Below are 15,572 nucleotides of genomic sequence, written 5' to 3' on the forward strand. Positions count from 1 at the left end.
ACGCCCTATGCCCCGTCGTCCGCTGCCGTTAAACGCCATTCATGCCTTTATTGTGACTGCACGCCACCTTAATTTAACCCACGCGGCACGGGAGCTCTGTATTACCCAGGGGGCGGTGAGCCGTAAAATAGCCGCGCTGGAGAACTGGCTGGGGTTCCCTCTCTTCGAGCGGCACGCCCGTGGGTTAAGGCTGACCGTGCAGGGCAGCAGCCTGCTTCCCTCTTTCAAAAGTGGATTTGAACAGATCGCACAGGCCGCTGAGCAGGCCAGCACCCGGCATACGACCCTGCGCCTTAAGGCACCCACCTGTGCCATGCGCTGGCTGGTACCACGGCTGGTGGCGCTGGAGCAGGCCCGTCCCGAACTCCATGTGGCGCTGACCACCACGGTTGACCACGGCTCAGGCCTGGGACATTTTGATGCTGCGATCCTTTACGGCGCACCGTCGGTGGCGGGCTACCGTCTGTTTGACGAGGTGCTGACGCCGGTGATGGCCCCCAGTTTACTGCCCGCAGGCGGCCTGTCGTTCGAAGATTTAACCCGTTTTACCTTTCTGCATCCTACCGCCGATGGCCGGGACTGGGCGCTGTGGCTGGCCGGGCGGCGTCAGGCGCTGATGATGAAGCGCAACCAGCATTTCGACACCATGGATCTGGCGATCGGTGCGGCGATCCAGGGGTTTGGCGTGACGATAGCCGATATCACGCTGATCCAGTCCGATCTGGCGATGGGCCGGCTGGTGGCACCCTTTCGCGAAACGGTGAAGACGGGCGCGGTCTACAGTCTGATCCAGCGCCCGGAGGAAGAGGCGCCACCCCAGCTTGCGGAAGTGGTGGCGTGGCTGTGTCAACAGCCTTAGAAAGAGACCCACTCATCGGCGGCGGCAACTGACCTGGCGGCAGAGACGGGCTTCACCGGCGTGACTCTGACCGCCGGCGGCGCGCGACGATCGTCATCCGTTCCGGCAGAAAGCCGGAATCGGGAGACGGAGAGCGTCAGCTCCTCGGTCTGGCGTTCCAGCGAGCTGGCGGCGGCAGAGACCTGTTCAACCAGCGAGGCATTCTGCTGGGTGACGCTATCCATTTCAGTAATGGCGGTGCCGACCTGTGAGATCCCTTTGCTCTGCTCTTCCGAGGCCGAGGCGATCTGTTTCATGATCTCCGTGACTTCGGCGACTGATTTCAGCATCTCATCCATGGTACTTCCGGCCTCGCCGACCAGACGTGATCCGCTGTCGATGCGGCTCACGGAGTCTGCGATCAGCGTTTCAATCTCCTTCGCCGCACCTGCGCTGCGCTGCGCCAGATTACGTACTTCGCTGGCCACAACGGCAAAACCACGCCCCTGCTCACCGGCCCGCGCGGCTTCGACGGCGGCGTTCAGCGCGAGGATATTGGTCTGGAAGGCAATACTGTTAATCACGCTGGTGATTTCTGCGATTTTATTCGAACTGTCGGTGATGCCTTTCATGGTGGTGACCACATCCGCGACCAGCCTGCCACCTTTCCCGGCGGTAACCGACGCGTTCTGCGCCAGTTCGCTGGCCTGGTGGGCATTATCGGCGTTGAGCTTCACCGTGGCCGTCAGCTGTTCCATGCTTGCCGCCGTCTCTTCCAGCGCCGCCGCCTGCTGTTCGGTACGTGAGGAGAGATCGTTATTACCGGATGAAATTTCCGTCGCGCCGCGATAAATACTGTCGGTACCCTGGCGAATTGCGCTAACCGCGTTACGCAGGCTCTCCTGCATCTCTCGCAGCAGGGGCACCAGTTTACCGACGCAGTTACGGCCAATATCGTCAATGGGCTGGCTCAAATCGCCTTCGGCAATCTGCCGAAAGTGCTGGCGAATGCCCTCCAGCGGACGCACCAGAATATTGACGAGGTAACGGTCAGTAAACAGCAAAATTAGCAGACCAATTATGACGGCCAGAACAATGACCGTTTTGGTTACCCTGGTCAGATGATCGACCGTGACGCGGGTGATATCCAGCTTTTCCCCGGCTGCGACGTTAAATTTATCCACGGTTACGCCAAACCCGCGGCTCAGTGCCGGCGTGACGCTGGCAGCATGATGACGAAATTCGTCCAGAGACGGCTGCTGGGCGAGGTGCATCTGCGGCAGAACGCCCTCATCCAGCAGTTTCTGCCAGCTGGCGATCACTGTGCTGGCGTAGGCCGGGCTGAGGGGGCCGGGCGCTTCGGCTTTGAAACTGGCAAGCTGCGCCGCCATGCTGTCGAGCGCCTTCTGCGCGGAAGCCATATCCGCTGCGGCAGAGGCACTGCCAGCCTGGCGTGATTCAATGGCGCGGGTAAGGCGGGTGATAAAGCGGAAATACTGGTCGTTACCCTTACTGAGGGTGGTCATCTGGTTTACCAGCAGGCGATCGACCTCATTCCCTTTGCCTACCGAGCTGAGGGAATAGACGCTGTACAATCCGACCCCCAGCCATAACAGGCAGAACAGGCCGAGCACCCACAGCATAACGCTTCGGACGGTAAAATCTTTTAACAATCTCATAACTTCTCCAACGCTAAAGGAATACTGAATCCTTCGTCCCAGTCTGAGGGACGCATATCTCCTTTTATCGGCACGTCAGAGCAAAGTATGAGTTAATTTTCTATATGGGTCAGAACGTTAGCTGCCCTGATAATTTGTTAAATGACTGTAGTTAAAGTTGTTTATTCATGGAAGGTTACACTCAGCTAATGAAAACCTGTTTTAAAAAAGTGGCTGTTTTGTTAATTGATTATACATCCAGGCGTACCATCCTGCTGACCAGCAGGCGAAAGAGCTGAGTGCGCCGCCGCATAAATCGCTTCTCCAGCCTGATGACGCTGCGTCCCTGCTCACCAAAGCGCATGATCTCATCCTGCCCGGGCTGCCAGGCGGGCCAGGTCACCTCACCGGAAAGCGTCTGAGTGGAAGCGGATGCATCGCGGGCGAAGCGCAGCCAGTATTCGCTGACCTTTTGCGCGAATGTGCGGTCGGCGTCGCTAAAAGGCGGTTCCTCGCTCTGCGCTGAAAGCGGCGTGAGCGTATCCATGGTGTAGGGGATTTCATTGCCATGCGCGGTGCCGTACGGATAGATCTCCCGGGCGTTTTCTGAGACGTAGTCAAAGTAGTAGCGCCATACGGGTGCCCCCCGTCGATGCTGTGCCAGCGCGGCGATGTGTCCCATAGTGGTGAAGGTCATATCACGCGCAACCTGGCGGCCCAGTTCGCTGTCGTCACTGATGCCGCTGTAAAGCAGGCGGATCATTTTTAACCGCAGCCCAATGCGCTGCGTTTTGCGGATATCGGCAATCACCTTTGCCGGATCGAGCCCAAAATAGCTCAGTACGCTGGCTTCATCGCTGTTGCTGCCGATCATTAACGGCAGCCTGTGCTGGCGGGCGGCACTGAACACGTCCAGCATCGGCACGGGCAGCACCCGATCGCCCGCTATCGCCACCGGCCCGCTTCCCATTGCGCCGTCCAGCTGATAAAACGCTTCCGCCGGGAGCGCGCGCAGCTGCTCCGCCGTGGCATCCTTTAATGTGAAATGGGCGGCCACCGCCACGCCGTTCTTCAGCGCCTTTTCGCGAGGCATATCGGCAAGCGTATAGGCACTTTGCGCAATTCCCTTATGGAATAACCCAGTTGTCAGCGGAGAGGCAAACAGGGTAAGCACACTCCGCGCACCGGCAGATTCGCCAAAAACTGTGACGTTGTCACGGTTACCGCCAAAGGCCGAGATATTGCGCTGCACCCACTGGAGGGCGGCGATTTGATCGAGCAGACCGAAGTTGTTAACGTTTTCGCCCGCCTGATACTCCTTATCCAGCGCCGGATGGGCAAAAAAACCCAGATGGCCGAGTCGGTAATTGAGGGTCACCACCACCACGCCGCGCGCGGCCAGCGGCTGGCCACTGTAGGGCGGCAGCCCGCCGGAGCCGATAGCGAATCCCCCACCGTGGATCCACACCATTACCGGCAGCGCAGATGGAGGCGTCAGGTCGGGTGTCCAGACGTTTAAATAGAGACAATCCTCGCTGAGTGCACCCGGGTCCCCGCCACCGATGGCCGAGCAATAATCACGATTCTGCCAGCTGGCGTTGCCCCACTGCGTCGCATCGCGCTCGTCCTGCCAGGGCTGGACCGGCTTAGGGGGTTGCCATCGCCGGGCGCCCACAGGAGGAGCAGCATAGGGTATGCCGCGAAACACAATAACATCGTTCTCCTGCTCCCCTTTCAGCCGGCCTTCCGCCGTCTCTGTCCTTATAAAACGCGCGTTTTTCATTATCTCACCTGTAACAAGTCTGCTGACTAGTATTTGCAGACCCAGGACCAAAGTCCACTCAAGCGCGTTATTTGCAGATTATGCTTAAACGCCGGTACGGGCGCAGGCTGGCATTACCCTTCTGCATCCTGACTGACCGGACGGGTAAGACCGCAGCGCCCCAGGCTCTGCTGCTCGCGCTGCTGGTAAAGGGTGAGTTCATCAGCCACTTCGGCCCCCAGAGCGGCTTCAAACACCTCGCGTTCAGATCGTCCCCGAGCCTGCACGCGGGCCTGTTCACCGAGATTCGACTGGAAAATTCCGGCCGCACTGACCGGCAGAAAGTCTTCATAGACCATCGGAGTGGCAACAAGCAGGCCGCGATCGATCAGTTCTTCAGGGTCTGCGTCAGCGGCTATCGCTGCGGGACTGGCCTGGCCTTTCTCGGTCAGTGCCCAGTTAAACCATGCCAGCCCCTGCTGGCGGAGCTTACGTGCATCATCTGGAAAAGCAGTGAATGCTGCCGTCAGGCGCTGTTGATGCGTGACGTTGTCACTGGAAGTGCCCGCTTCCTGCAGTAATCTGTCGTAGAGCGCCCGTCCTTTAGCGGTTAGCGCCACACCGCGCTGTTCGATCTCGCCAAAACGCGCGGTATGCGTGCCCGCGATGCGATCGGTAAAGTTAACCGGTTCATCCAGCGCTTTAAAGCTGGTCTGCCGAAGCAGCAATCCCACACGGCGTGTCGGCGGGCCTTCAATAATCGCTTTGGGGCTGATCCCCACTTCCGGCATCCGTGCCTGCACGCGATCGATATCCAGCGTGCGCGGCGTAAGGTGGTTAATGTGGCAGCCGGGGAAACAGACAACATCGGCAATTAACCGATGCTGCTGGCTCAGCGCCTCATAGGTGTCGCTATCAACGGTTGTTTGCTGATGCCAGCGGAACGTCTCCAGCGATTCGTGAATAAAGGCCCTGGCCTGCGCCTGACTGAAACCACCCTGCCGCTGGTGCAGGGCAATCAGCTCACGACAGTCAGCGGTGAAAATATCCCGGGCGGCGAGCACCTCTGTGGCTTTTGCCCGCAGATGCGGATCGTCAATCAGATCCAGACGCAGCAGCGAGGTAAATAACCGGAAGGGATTGATACTGAGCGCGCGATCGTCGATGGGCCGGAAGGCCGTTGAATGCACCGGCACGCCGGCCTGGGAGAGATCGTAATAGCCGACCGGGAACATACCCATAATGGCGAACAGTTCACGCAGCGTGGAAAGCTCCGCCGCCGTGCCGACGCGTATTGCGCCGTGGCGCTCTACGCTGAGACGGGAAAGCTCCCCGGCTGCGGCGAGCTGAGTTTTCAGCGCCGGATCCTGCTCCAGCACCTCACTATTCACCTGCGCGACCAGCTTCAGCAGCGTGCCGTACTGTGGCACCTCACGCTGATACATGTCCGACATCGCGCTGGCGAACCCGGCGCGGATACTGTCTGCTGAAACCCATGAGTCTGCCATCGTCTGACCTTTTCTGCTGCGGGAATGCGCTCAGATTACTGGAAACTCAGCGGCACAGAGAAAAAAATGAGCAAACTGTGATCCGGCAAGGCTAATCGCGACGATAGCCATAGCGGTATTTTGCCAGCAGCATCAGCGTGGTCAGCAGCGCCGGGAGGGCCAGACTGGTAAATACCTCGGTGATATGCCAGCCGATCGCCAGCATCTGCGCCCCAACAAAGGCGCTGAGAATGGCCCCCATGCGCCCCACTCCATGCATCCAGCTGGACCCGGTTGCCCGGGCATGGGTAGGATAGTAGCTGGCAGAGAGCGCATTCATTCCGGTATTGGCACCGTTCAGGCAAAAACCGCTGCCGAAGGCGACCAGGCTCAGCGTAAGCGTATGCGCGGGCACATAGCCAATCGCTACCGTGGCGATAGCACCGACGAAGTAGATCGCCGCCAGCGCCAGATTGGCATTGAAACGGTCCATCAACCAGCCCGCAAACAGCGAGCCAAGCGTCCCCCCAGCCTGGTATACGGCGGTCACCAGCGCCGCCTGCGTCACCGTCATTCCCATGTCTTTTATCAGCGTCGGCAGCCAGCTGCCGATCAGATAAACCAGAAACAGCCCCATAAAGTAGCCGCACCACAGCATAGTGCTGCCAAACAGGTAAGGTCGCGTCAGTACCAGACCGACCGCGCCCCGGTCAGGCTTTTTTTCACCGCAGGCAAAGTGGCTGTCCGGCCCCGTTGTTCCCGGCGCCATCTGCTCGACAATCTGGCGGATCAGCGGCGCAGGCGCCTCGCGTGAAAGCAGGAACTGCACCGATTCCGGCAGCCACTTCAGCAAAAAAGGAACGATGACTAACGGCAGCACGCCACCCAAAATCAGTACCGCGTGCCAGCCAGCCGTGGGGATAAGCCAGGATGCGGCAAAGCCGCCTGCTGCCGCACCGAAGGTGAAGCCACAAAATACGACGGTGATCAGAAATGCGCGCCTGCGCGCCGGAGAGTATTCTGCAACCAGGGTGCCCACATTTGGCATGGCCGCGCCCAGGCCAAGCCCGGTAAGAAAGCGGAACAACATCATCTGCTCAGGAGTGTTCGCAAACGCCGTCGCCAGCGTTAGCAGGCCAAAAAAGAGCACGCTGCTAATGATAATCACCCGGCGGCCAAAGCGATCCGCCAGCGGGCCTGCCGTCATCGCGCCCAACGCCAGCCCCACCAGCGCGGCACCAATCACCGCCCCCAGCTGTTGGGTACTGACGCCCCATGCCGTTTTCAGCGCGGGGGCAATAAACCCCATCAGGGCGATATCCATGCCGTCCATCGCCACGACGGCAAAACTGAGCAGGATAATGCGCTGCTGATAGCGGCTTAAGCTGCCCTCATTAATCAAGGTTCGTACATCAATCGCGGCGGTGCTCTCCACGTTATCGCTCCCTGGTTCCGGCGGGTCACAATCGGCTGGCGGTGACCCCAAAAAAGTGCCGGCTATGATAACGGATTGCGCGCGATTTCTCCTGAATAAATAGGGCCATTTTGTGTGCAGTAATACTTGTCATACCAGGAAAGATGCCTAAGAGTGACGTTGTCACGCGGGTTACTGTAACAACGCCGATCAATCAGCGGCTGCGTTTAGCATGACGCTCACGATTATCCAGTCGCGCACGTTCACTTTTACGCAGCGCCACGTAGCAGGCCCCGCTTCCGCCGTGCTGAACCTGTGCACTACAGAAACTCTGGACGTTTTCAAACTGCTGCAGCCAGCGTGAGAGAAAACTGCGCACAATATTGGCATGAGAGGTCGTATTCCGGCCTTTACCATGAATAATTAACAGATTGCGAATATTGTCCTTTTCCGACTGGCACATAAATTGATAGAGCGACTGACGACAGGTTTCAACCGGCTGGCGGATGAGATTCAGGCTGGCCTCGGGGCGATACTTTCCCTGGCGCAGCTTGTCCAGCACGCCCTGCTGGATCCCTTCGGCTTTATATTCCAGCGGGGTGATAAGCGGCAGCAGATCGTCCAGGCTGTCGATCAGCGGATTATCTGGCGTGTCGTCGTCGGGCGATCGTGGAGGAGTGAGCGTGGGAGGTCTTAACCAGAGAACATTCTCACCATCACTCAGCGGCGTAACGTCGCCCATTGCCTCTCTGAACAGCGCGTTATCATCAGGATTTGTCATGGCATGCCTCCGATGGGGTCAGCGTGAGGCGGAGGGCGACTCACGCGGAAATGACTGCCGGACAAGTTTAGCAAATCTTCCGGGCGAGCGTCTTTCCCTAATCCTCTGCCGCCAGGGCAAATCTGGCGCTCTCTTCGTCCGTCACCAGGCCTGATATCCATCCCCCTTTCAGCACGGCGCAGATTGCCCGATGCTTCTCCTGCCCTCCGGCAAAAGCGATGACGCTGCGCGAGGTGGCGGAGGTCAGCCTGACGCTGGTGAGCCGCGCATCCAGATCGCTGCTGACCCGCTGTCCGTCCTCACCGATGAAATGCCCGAGCATTTCGGCGGCTACCTGCTGTTTTTCCAGCATGGCGACCTGCTCGTCGCTGATAAAACCGTCGACATTGAGCGGACAGCCAGGCGCAACCTGCCCGATCCCGACATAGAGCACATCCGCCTGCGCGGCTTTCTCGGTGACCGTACGGTAGATCCGGTGGTTGCACCACAGCGCGCGATCCTGTTCGCTGTCGGCGTAGAGTGGCGCGGGCAGAATAAAATAGCGTCCCTGCGTTTTCTCCGCCATCCACAGCGGCACGTCGTAGCGGGTACAGGAGCCATCGCTGGCAATCGCGCCAATCAGCGAGACGCAGCTGTGTTGCGGACGATCGAATAGCGGCAATTCATCTATCGTGGCACGCAGCGTTCTGCCCGATCCCACGGCGATGGTCTGTGGCGTTTCGAGCTTTAATGTCTGCCCCATCACCTCCGCCCCTGCCACGGCAATCATCTGCTGAAGCCCCTCTGGCCCCGCACCTGACGAGGGCACCACCTGGCAAAAATCGAGTTTGAAGCGCGTTTTAAGGCGCCCGGCCAGCGTCATACAGTCTGCGACCGGATGCGCAATGGTGACGCTAACCAGTCCCTGCTCGCTGGCCATGGCGACCAGACGCTGCGCCACCTGGCGGGAAACGCCCAGCTTGTCGGCAATCTGATGCTGGGTTTCCCCCGCAACGTAGTACAGCCAGGCGGCCCGGGCAGCCTGGTCCAGCTTCCTGTCGTGCTTGCTCATGAGTGTGCTCTGCAATTTTTTTCTAAGCTTACTCTGAATAATTGCCCAGCTTTCGGGCAAAAGCAAATTGTGTGATCGGTTCCGCAGACAACAGCTCAGTTTGACAGCAGGCTATAGCACATCAGGCAAAAGCTCATGGTGAGAGCAAATGCCCAATTAACAGGAGAGTATGATGACTGCTTCAACCCATTCCGTCTGGATGCACATCGGTGCTGGCTCTTTCCATCGCGCCCACCAGGCCTGGTATCTCCACCGCCTGCGCGAACAGGGAGACAAAGCGTGGCATATTGCACTGAGTAATATTCGTGACGACGCCGTCCCGCTGCTGACGGCACTGACCGCGCAGCAAGGGGAGTATGTGCTGGAGACCGTGACGCCGGAAGGGGATCGCGCCTACGAAAAAATCAGTTCGATCAGAACCATTGTCCCCTGGGACGCTGAGCTGAAAGGGATGATTGCTCAGGGGGCCGATGCGGCAACGCGCGTAATTGCCTTTACCGTGACGGAGAGCGGCTACTATCTGGATAACGATCATCAGCTTGATGCTCAGCATCCCGATATTCAGGCTGACCTGCAGGGCGAAGCGCGTACCCTGTATGGTGCGCTGACCCGCGTGCTGCTGGCGCGTATGGCCGCGCACGGGGATCCGGTCACCCTGCTGAACTGTGACAATCTTCGCCATAACGGTGAGCGCTTCCGCCAGGGCTTTTTGACCTTCCTTTCGCTGCGCAAAGAGGAGGCGCTGTACGCCTGGGTGCGTGACCAGACCACGTCGCCCAATACTATGGTCGATCGCATCACTCCTCGCCCGACCGACGATATCGCCCCGCGCGTGCTGAAGGCCACCGGCTTTCGCGACAGCGCACCGGTGATGGCCGAGTCGTTTATTCAGTGGGTAATCGAAGATGATTTCGCTGCGGGCCGCCCGGCGCTGGAAAATGTCGGCGTCGAACTGGTGGACTCGGTTCTGCCCTGGGAAGAGGCGAAAATCCGTATATTGAACGCCAGCCACAGCTGCATTGCCTGGGCAGGCACGCTGGTGGGGCAGCTCTGCATCCATCAGAGTACGCAAACTCCGGAGATCAAGGAGATGGCGTGGGAGTATGTCACGCAGGATGTTATCCCCTCGCTTCTGCCCAGCCCGCTTGACCTTGAAGAGTATCGTGATGTCGTGCTGGCCCGCTTTGCGAATCCCTGGATACGTGACACCAACCAGCGCGTGGCGGCAGACGGCCTCTCTAAAATACCGGGCTTCATCACCCCCACGCTAATGGAACGCTATGCCAGCGGCGAGACGCCGCGTGCAACCGCGGTTCTTCCCGCCCTGTTCTTTCTTTTCCTCCAGCGCTGGTACGCTGAGGCACTCCCGTATGCCTATCAGGATGGTGCGCTCAATGCGCCCGAACTGCATGCCCTGCTGGGCCGGGAGGATGCGCTACAGCGTTTTGCCAGCGATGAGACGCTGTTTGGTCCCCTCGCCCATAAAGCGGAATTTGCCACCCTGCTACAGGACACCGTAACCAGCCTGACCGACTGGGCAAAACAGCCCCAGCCGGTAAGCGACGAGGGAGTCGATTATGTATCTGGGAATTGATGCCGGAACCTCGGAAATCAAGACGCTGGTGATTAACGATCGGGGCGACGTGGTTGCCACCGCCGGGGCCAGGCTGAGTGTCCAGCGCCCTCATCCGCGCTGGTCAGAACAGGATCCGGCACAGTGGTGGCAGGCGACTCAGCAGGCGATAGGTGAACTGCGGCAGAAAGTGGGTGACAAGTGGTCGCAGATACGTGCTATCGGCCTGTCGGGCCAGATGCACGGTGCCGTGCTGCTGGACAGAGATAACCGCGTGCTTCGCCCCTGTATATTATGGAACGACACCCGCAGCGCGGCGGAGTGCACGGAGCTGACGGCGATGGCCCCTGACCTTGCGGCTGTCGCGGGCAACCTCGCCATGCCAGGGTTTACCGCGCCTAAGCTGCTCTGGGTGGCACGGCATGAACCGCAGATCTTCGCGCAGACCGCAAGCGTGCTGCTGCCAAAAGACTATCTGCGCTGGAAAATGAGCGGTGAAAAAATCAGCGATATGTCCGACGCCGCAGGTACGCTGTGGCTGGATGTGGCCAGACGTGACTGGTCAGACAGCCTGCTGGCAGCCTGCGGTCTGACGCGTGACCATATGCCCCGCCTCGTCGAGGGATCGCAGCCGGCCGGGAAGCTTAAGGCTGAACTGGCACGAAACTGGGGACTGAGCGAAGAGGTGATTATAGCCGGAGGCGGCGGGGATAACGCCGCCAGCGCGGTAGGCATTGGCGCAGTGGAACCCGGAGATGCTTTTATCTCGCTGGGAACCTCCGGCGTGCTGTTTGCCGTCAACGATCGCTTTCGCCCGAATCCCGCCTCTGCGGTCCATGCCTTTTGCCATGCCATCCCGGACCGCTGGCATCAGATGAGCGTGATGCTGACCGCCGCCAGCGCCCTGCGCTGGCTGTGTGATTTACTGGGTGCATCTGAAACGACGCTGCTCTCTGAAGTAGCGACCTTAAGCCTGTCCGAGCAGCAGATCGCCCCGCTATTTCTGCCTTATCTTTCGGGCGAACGCACGCCGCATAACGATCCCGATGCCACGGGTTCGTTTCATGGCCTGACGCACAGTACGCAGCGCGCCGCGCTGGCCTATGCCGTGCTGGAGGGCGTGACCTTTGGCATGGCCGACGGCATGAAAGTGCTGAGCGAAGCGGGCACCTCGCTGGAATGCTGTTCCCTGACGGGCGGCGGTGCCCGCAGTCCCTGGTGGGCACAGCTGATGGCCGACGTGTTGGATCTTCCCATTATAACCCACCAGGGCGGTGAAGCGGGCGGCGCGCTCGGTGCCGCGCGGCTGGGCTGGCTGGCGGATGGTGGGGAACAGACCACCGTCTGCCGCAAGCCGCCGGAGCTGAAACGGTATCTGCCCGATGCGGGACGCCAGGTGATGCTGCGCAAGCGCCTTGCTCACTTTCGCCTGCTCTACCAACAACAGCGCGAGGCCCGCGCACTCGGTTTCTAAACTCTACCCGGCCGCCATGTCCGTCCGGGCCCTGCATGCATCAGAGGAATTATTATGAAATCAGAAAAACACTGGTTCGGACTGCCGCTCTCTCTGTTCTGGGGCTATATCGCTATAGCCGTGTTTATGAGCGGCGACGGCTTTGAGATGGCCTTTCTCTCCAAACATATTACCGATATGGGCTTTACCCCGTCTCAGTCGGCGCTGGTCTTTACCCTTTATGGTGCCGCAGCCGCACTGGCGGCGTGGAGCTCCGGGGTGGTGGCAGAAATTATCACTCCGCAGCGGGCCATGCGTATCGGCTTTTTCCTGTGGGTGATCATGCATATTCTGTTTATGACCCTGGGACTGGGAATGCGCAACTATCCGCTGATGCTGCTGTTTTACGGCATTCGCGGACTGGCCTATCCGCTTTTTATTTACTCATTTGTCATGCTGGTCGTGCAGAATGTACCGAAGCACCGGCTCTCCTCCGCGATGGGGTGGTTCTGGGCGATGTATTCTATTGGTATTGGCTGCGTCGGTAGCTATCTTCCCAGCTTTACCATTCCCTGGATGGGCGAAACGGGTACGCTATGGTTTGCCATTGCCTGGGTGGTCGTCGGCGGCCTGATGGCGATGTTTTTGCTGCGTAACGTCGGGGGGGAAAGTGAGAAAGCTAACCTCTCCACGCGGGAAAAACTCACCGAGCTGTCGCGGGCAGTGACCATCCTGTTCACCAATCGCAATATTTTCCTTGCCTGTCTGATCCGCATCATTAACACGCTTTCGCTGTTCGGCTTTGCGGTGGTTATGCCGCTGCTGTTTGTTGGCAGGCTGGGCTTTACCATGTCGGAGTGGTTGCAAATCTGGGCGGTGTTCTTCTTCATCACCATTTTCACCAATATTATGTGGGGCGTGCTGGGCGAATACATCGGCTGGATCCGCCAGGTACGCTGGTTTGGCTGCCTTGGCTGTGCGATATCAAGCCTCGCCTTCTATTATCTGCCCGTCACCTTCGGCCACAACTATTGGGTGGCGATGATACCCGCCGTAATGCTGGGCATTACCGTGGCGGCATTTGTGCCGATGACGGCCGTTTTCCCGGTGCTGGAACCAAAGCATAAAGGCGCGGCCATCTCGATTTATAATCTTTCGGCAGGTCTCAGTAATTTCCTTGCGCCAGCAATCGCTTCGCTGGTGCTGCCTTTCTTTGATATCGTCGGCGTGGTCTGGACCTATACCGGTCTCTACCTGTTTGCAGGGATTTTGACGCTGATTATCCGCGTCGAGCAGCCCGCACGCATATCGGCAAGTCAGGAGTCAAAAGGCTATGGCGAAGCCGTTCCGCTACAAAACAAGTAGTCCTGCATTGAATCAGTAAGTTACGTAAAGGGATAGCCTGAATATGGGCTATCCCTTTTGCTTTATGTGGCTAAAACTGCTCTGATGAGTTCCTTTTTGTAACTAAAAAATGTTAAAATTGACCTTAGTCAATAATCAGTCGAGCGTATCACTATGATCCCTGAAAAGCGTATTATCAGCAGGCGTATTCAGTCTGGCGGGTGTGCAATTCACTGTCAGGATTGCAGCATCAGCCAGCTCTGTATCCCCTTCACGCTGAACGAACACGAGCTCGATCAGCTGGATAACATCATTGAACGCAAAAAGCCGATCCAGAAAGGCCAGACCCTGTTTAAGGCAGGCGATGAGCTGAAATCGCTTTATGCTATTCGTTCAGGGACAATTAAGAGCTATACCATCACCGAACAGGGTGACGAGCAGATCACCGGCTTTCATCTGGCGGGTGACCTGGTGGGTTTTGATGCCATCAGCATGGGCGAACACCCCAGCTTCTCTCAGGCGCTGGAAACCGCCATGGTGTGTGAGATCCCCTTTGAAACGCTCGATGACCTCTCCGGTAAGATGCCCAGCCTGCGTCAGCAAATGATGCGTCTGATGAGCGGCGAGATTAAGGGCGATCAGGAGATGATCCTGCTGTTGTCGAAGAAAAATGCCGAAGAGCGCCTCGCTGCGTTTATTTACGGCCTGTCGCGCCGCTTTGGACAGCGTGGTTTTTCGCAGCGTGAGTTCCGTCTGACCATGACCCGCGGTGATATCGGTAACTACCTGGGACTAACGGTAGAAACGATCAGCCGCCTGCTGGGCCGCTTCCAGAAGAGCGGTATGCTGGCGGTAAAGGGTAAGTACATTACGATTGAAAACCACGACCTGCTGGCCGAGCTTGCCGGTCAGAGTCGCGCTATCGCCTGAACCTTCGTCGGGCTGGCCTGCCAGCCCGACGCCCTCTTAGCCTGGCGACGCCTCAGGCTTATGATTATTTGTTATAATATTGATCCCGCTATAACTTTTAACTTCTTCCCCTGACCTGATTAGGCTATCTTTAAGCTGACACGCTCAGTGTATGGAGAAACCGTTATGGCTAAGTATCAAAACATTCTCGTGGCGATCGATCCTCAGCAGGACGATCAGCCCGCGCTCCGACGTGCTGTCTATCTTAATCAGCGCCTGGGAGGCCGTATCACTGCCTTCCTGCCAATTTATGACTTCTCCTACGAGATGACCACGCTGCTCTCTCCTGATGAACGATCCACGATGCGCCAGGGCGTGGTAAGCCAGCGAACCGAATGGATACGTGAACAGGCCCGGGCCTATCTGGATGCCGGGGTCACGATTGATATCAAGGTCGTCTGGCATAACCGTCCCTTTGAGGCGATTATTCAGGAAGTGCTCAACGACCATTACGATCTGGTCCTGAAAATGACACATCAGCACGACAGGCTCCAGTCGGTGGTCTTCACCCCAACCGACTGGCATCTGCTGCGTAAGTGCCCGTGCCCGGTGTGGATGGTGAAAGACCAGCCCTGGCCGGAGGGCGGTAAAGCCGTGGTTGCCGTGAACCTCGCCAGTGAGGAGCCGCATCACGACCCGCTGAATACCCGGCTGGTGAAGGAGACGCTGGAGCTGGCAGAGATGGTTAATCATACCGATGTCCATCTTATTGGCGCCTACCCGGTTACGCCGATCAATATTGCTATTGAGCTGCCCGACTTTGACCCCAGCGTCTATAACGATGCCATTCGCGGCCAGCACCTGCTGGCAATGAAGGCGCTGCGCCAGCAGTTTGGCATTGATGAAAAGTTTACCCACGTTGAAAAAGGTCTGCCGGAAGATGTGATCCCCGGACTGGCAGAGCAGCTTGACGCAGGCGTAGTGGTACTGGGCACCATTGGCCGTACCGGGCTGTCAGCCGCCTTCCTCGGCAATACCGCTGAACAGGTTATCGATCACCTTCGCTGCGATCTGCTGGCAATTAAACCCGATGGCTTTGTGTCCCCTATTGAACTGGACGACGATTCGGACGATTAAGGCACCCAAAGAGGCAGGATAAGATCGGTGTGGGATAGATCTGACGCTTCAGATCTCAGAGGCTTCAATAAAAAGGGAAATGCTTAAGCATTTCCCTTTTATTTCCGGCTCAACAACCTTGTTAAGCTGCTGTGACGCGTTAATACGCAGGTAAAGTGGTTAAAT

12 protein-coding genes are annotated in these 15,572 nt (G+C 58.1%); 6 read left to right on the plus strand and 6 right to left on the minus strand.

What is annotated here, in order from left to right; genetic code table 11:
- Positions 1-7 precede the first annotated feature (7 nt).
- Positions 8-859: a LysR substrate-binding domain-containing protein gene (locus AAGR22_RS11315; RefSeq protein WP_345827556.1), complete on the plus strand. Its 852-nt coding sequence runs from the start codon at positions 8-10 to the stop codon at positions 857-859.
- Here the strand turns inward: AAGR22_RS11315 and AAGR22_RS11320 are convergent.
- The 6 genes from AAGR22_RS11320 to AAGR22_RS11345 all read right to left on the minus strand — a co-directional run bounded on the left by AAGR22_RS11320 (position 856) and on the right by AAGR22_RS11345 (position 8,991).
- The gene (locus AAGR22_RS11320) at positions 856-2,517 is read right to left on the minus strand and encodes a methyl-accepting chemotaxis protein (RefSeq protein ID WP_345827558.1); all 1,662 of its coding nucleotides are present in this window, start codon (positions 2,515-2,517) and stop codon (positions 856-858) included. The genes AAGR22_RS11315 and AAGR22_RS11320 overlap by 4 nt on opposite strands.
- A 229-nt stretch (positions 2,518-2,746) precedes the next feature.
- Positions 2,747-4,279, minus strand: coding sequence for a carboxylesterase/lipase family protein (locus AAGR22_RS11325; RefSeq protein WP_345827559.1), 1,533 nt, complete (start codon positions 4,277-4,279; stop codon positions 2,747-2,749).
- 113 nt (positions 4,280-4,392) lie between these two features.
- The gene (locus AAGR22_RS11330) at positions 4,393-5,766 is read right to left on the minus strand and encodes a VOC family protein (protein ID WP_345827561.1); all 1,374 of its coding nucleotides are present in this window, start codon (positions 5,764-5,766) and stop codon (positions 4,393-4,395) included.
- A gap of 91 nt (positions 5,767-5,857) precedes the next feature.
- Entirely contained in the window at positions 5,858-7,180 is a 1,323-nt protein-coding gene (locus AAGR22_RS11335; protein ID WP_345827563.1) for an aromatic acid/H+ symport family MFS transporter, read from the minus strand.
- Between the two features lie 193 nt (positions 7,181-7,373).
- A complete protein-coding gene (smrA, locus tag AAGR22_RS11340) occupies positions 7,374-7,940 on the minus strand; it encodes a DNA endonuclease SmrA (RefSeq protein WP_345827565.1) in 567 nt (188 codons plus the stop codon).
- Positions 7,941-8,037: 97 nt separating this feature from the next.
- Positions 8,038-8,991: a sugar-binding transcriptional regulator gene (locus AAGR22_RS11345; protein WP_345827567.1), complete on the minus strand. Its 954-nt coding sequence runs from the start codon at positions 8,989-8,991 to the stop codon at positions 8,038-8,040.
- Positions 8,992-9,163: 172 nt separating this feature from the next.
- Between AAGR22_RS11345 and dalD the strand changes: the two genes are divergently transcribed.
- The 5 genes from dalD to uspE all read left to right on the plus strand — a co-directional run bounded on the left by dalD (position 9,164) and on the right by uspE (position 15,407).
- Complete coding sequence (dalD, locus tag AAGR22_RS11350; protein WP_345831587.1) at positions 9,164-10,585, plus strand: D-arabinitol 4-dehydrogenase; 1,422 nt, start codon at positions 9,164-9,166, stop codon at positions 10,583-10,585.
- On the plus strand, positions 10,569-12,038 hold the full coding sequence (xylB, locus tag AAGR22_RS11355) for a xylulokinase (protein WP_345827568.1): 1,470 nt from the start codon (positions 10,569-10,571) through the stop codon (positions 12,036-12,038). The genes dalD and xylB overlap by 17 nt, the downstream gene beginning before the upstream one ends.
- A gap of 54 nt (positions 12,039-12,092) precedes the next feature.
- Positions 12,093-13,382, plus strand: coding sequence for an MFS transporter (locus AAGR22_RS11360; protein WP_067701721.1), 1,290 nt, complete (start codon positions 12,093-12,095; stop codon positions 13,380-13,382).
- Between the two features lie 153 nt (positions 13,383-13,535).
- Positions 13,536-14,291, plus strand: coding sequence for an FNR family transcription factor (locus AAGR22_RS11365; protein WP_067701719.1), 756 nt, complete (start codon positions 13,536-13,538; stop codon positions 14,289-14,291).
- Positions 14,292-14,456: 165 nt separating this feature from the next.
- Positions 14,457-15,407, plus strand: a complete 951-nt coding sequence (gene uspE, locus AAGR22_RS11370) for a universal stress protein UspE (protein ID WP_345827569.1) — start codon at positions 14,457-14,459, stop codon at positions 15,405-15,407.
- The last annotated feature ends 165 nt before the right edge of the window (positions 15,408-15,572 follow it).

It is taken from the genome of Erwinia sp. HDF1-3R (assembly GCF_039621855.1).
In the GTDB taxonomy this organism is placed as follows: Bacteria; Pseudomonadota; Gammaproteobacteria; order Enterobacterales; family Enterobacteriaceae; genus Erwinia.

Excerpts from the sequence above, each read along its gene's own strand:
- AAGR22_RS11315 (WP_345827556.1), top strand. The coding sequence starts at position 8 with ATGCCCCGTCGTCCGCTGCCGTTAAACGCCATTCATGCCTTTATTGTG.
- AAGR22_RS11320 (WP_345827558.1), bottom strand. The coding sequence starts at position 2,517 with ATGAGATTGTTAAAAGATTTTACCGTCCGAAGCGTTATGCTGTGGGTG.
- AAGR22_RS11325 (WP_345827559.1), bottom strand. The coding sequence starts at position 4,279 with ATGAAAAACGCGCGTTTTATAAGGACAGAGACGGCGGAAGGCCGGCTG.
- AAGR22_RS11330 (WP_345827561.1), bottom strand. The coding sequence starts at position 5,766 with ATGGCAGACTCATGGGTTTCAGCAGACAGTATCCGCGCCGGGTTCGCC.
- smrA (WP_345827565.1), bottom strand. The coding sequence starts at position 7,940 with ATGACAAATCCTGATGATAACGCGCTGTTCAGAGAGGCAATGGGCGAC.
- AAGR22_RS11345 (WP_345827567.1), bottom strand. The coding sequence starts at position 8,991 with ATGAGCAAGCACGACAGGAAGCTGGACCAGGCTGCCCGGGCCGCCTGG.
- dalD (WP_345831587.1), top strand. The coding sequence starts at position 9,164 with ATGACTGCTTCAACCCATTCCGTCTGGATGCACATCGGTGCTGGCTCT.
- xylB (WP_345827568.1), top strand. The coding sequence starts at position 10,569 with ATGTATCTGGGAATTGATGCCGGAACCTCGGAAATCAAGACGCTGGTG.
- AAGR22_RS11360 (WP_067701721.1), top strand. The coding sequence starts at position 12,093 with ATGAAATCAGAAAAACACTGGTTCGGACTGCCGCTCTCTCTGTTCTGG.
- AAGR22_RS11365 (WP_067701719.1), top strand. The coding sequence starts at position 13,536 with ATGATCCCTGAAAAGCGTATTATCAGCAGGCGTATTCAGTCTGGCGGG.
- uspE (WP_345827569.1), top strand. The coding sequence starts at position 14,457 with ATGGCTAAGTATCAAAACATTCTCGTGGCGATCGATCCTCAGCAGGAC.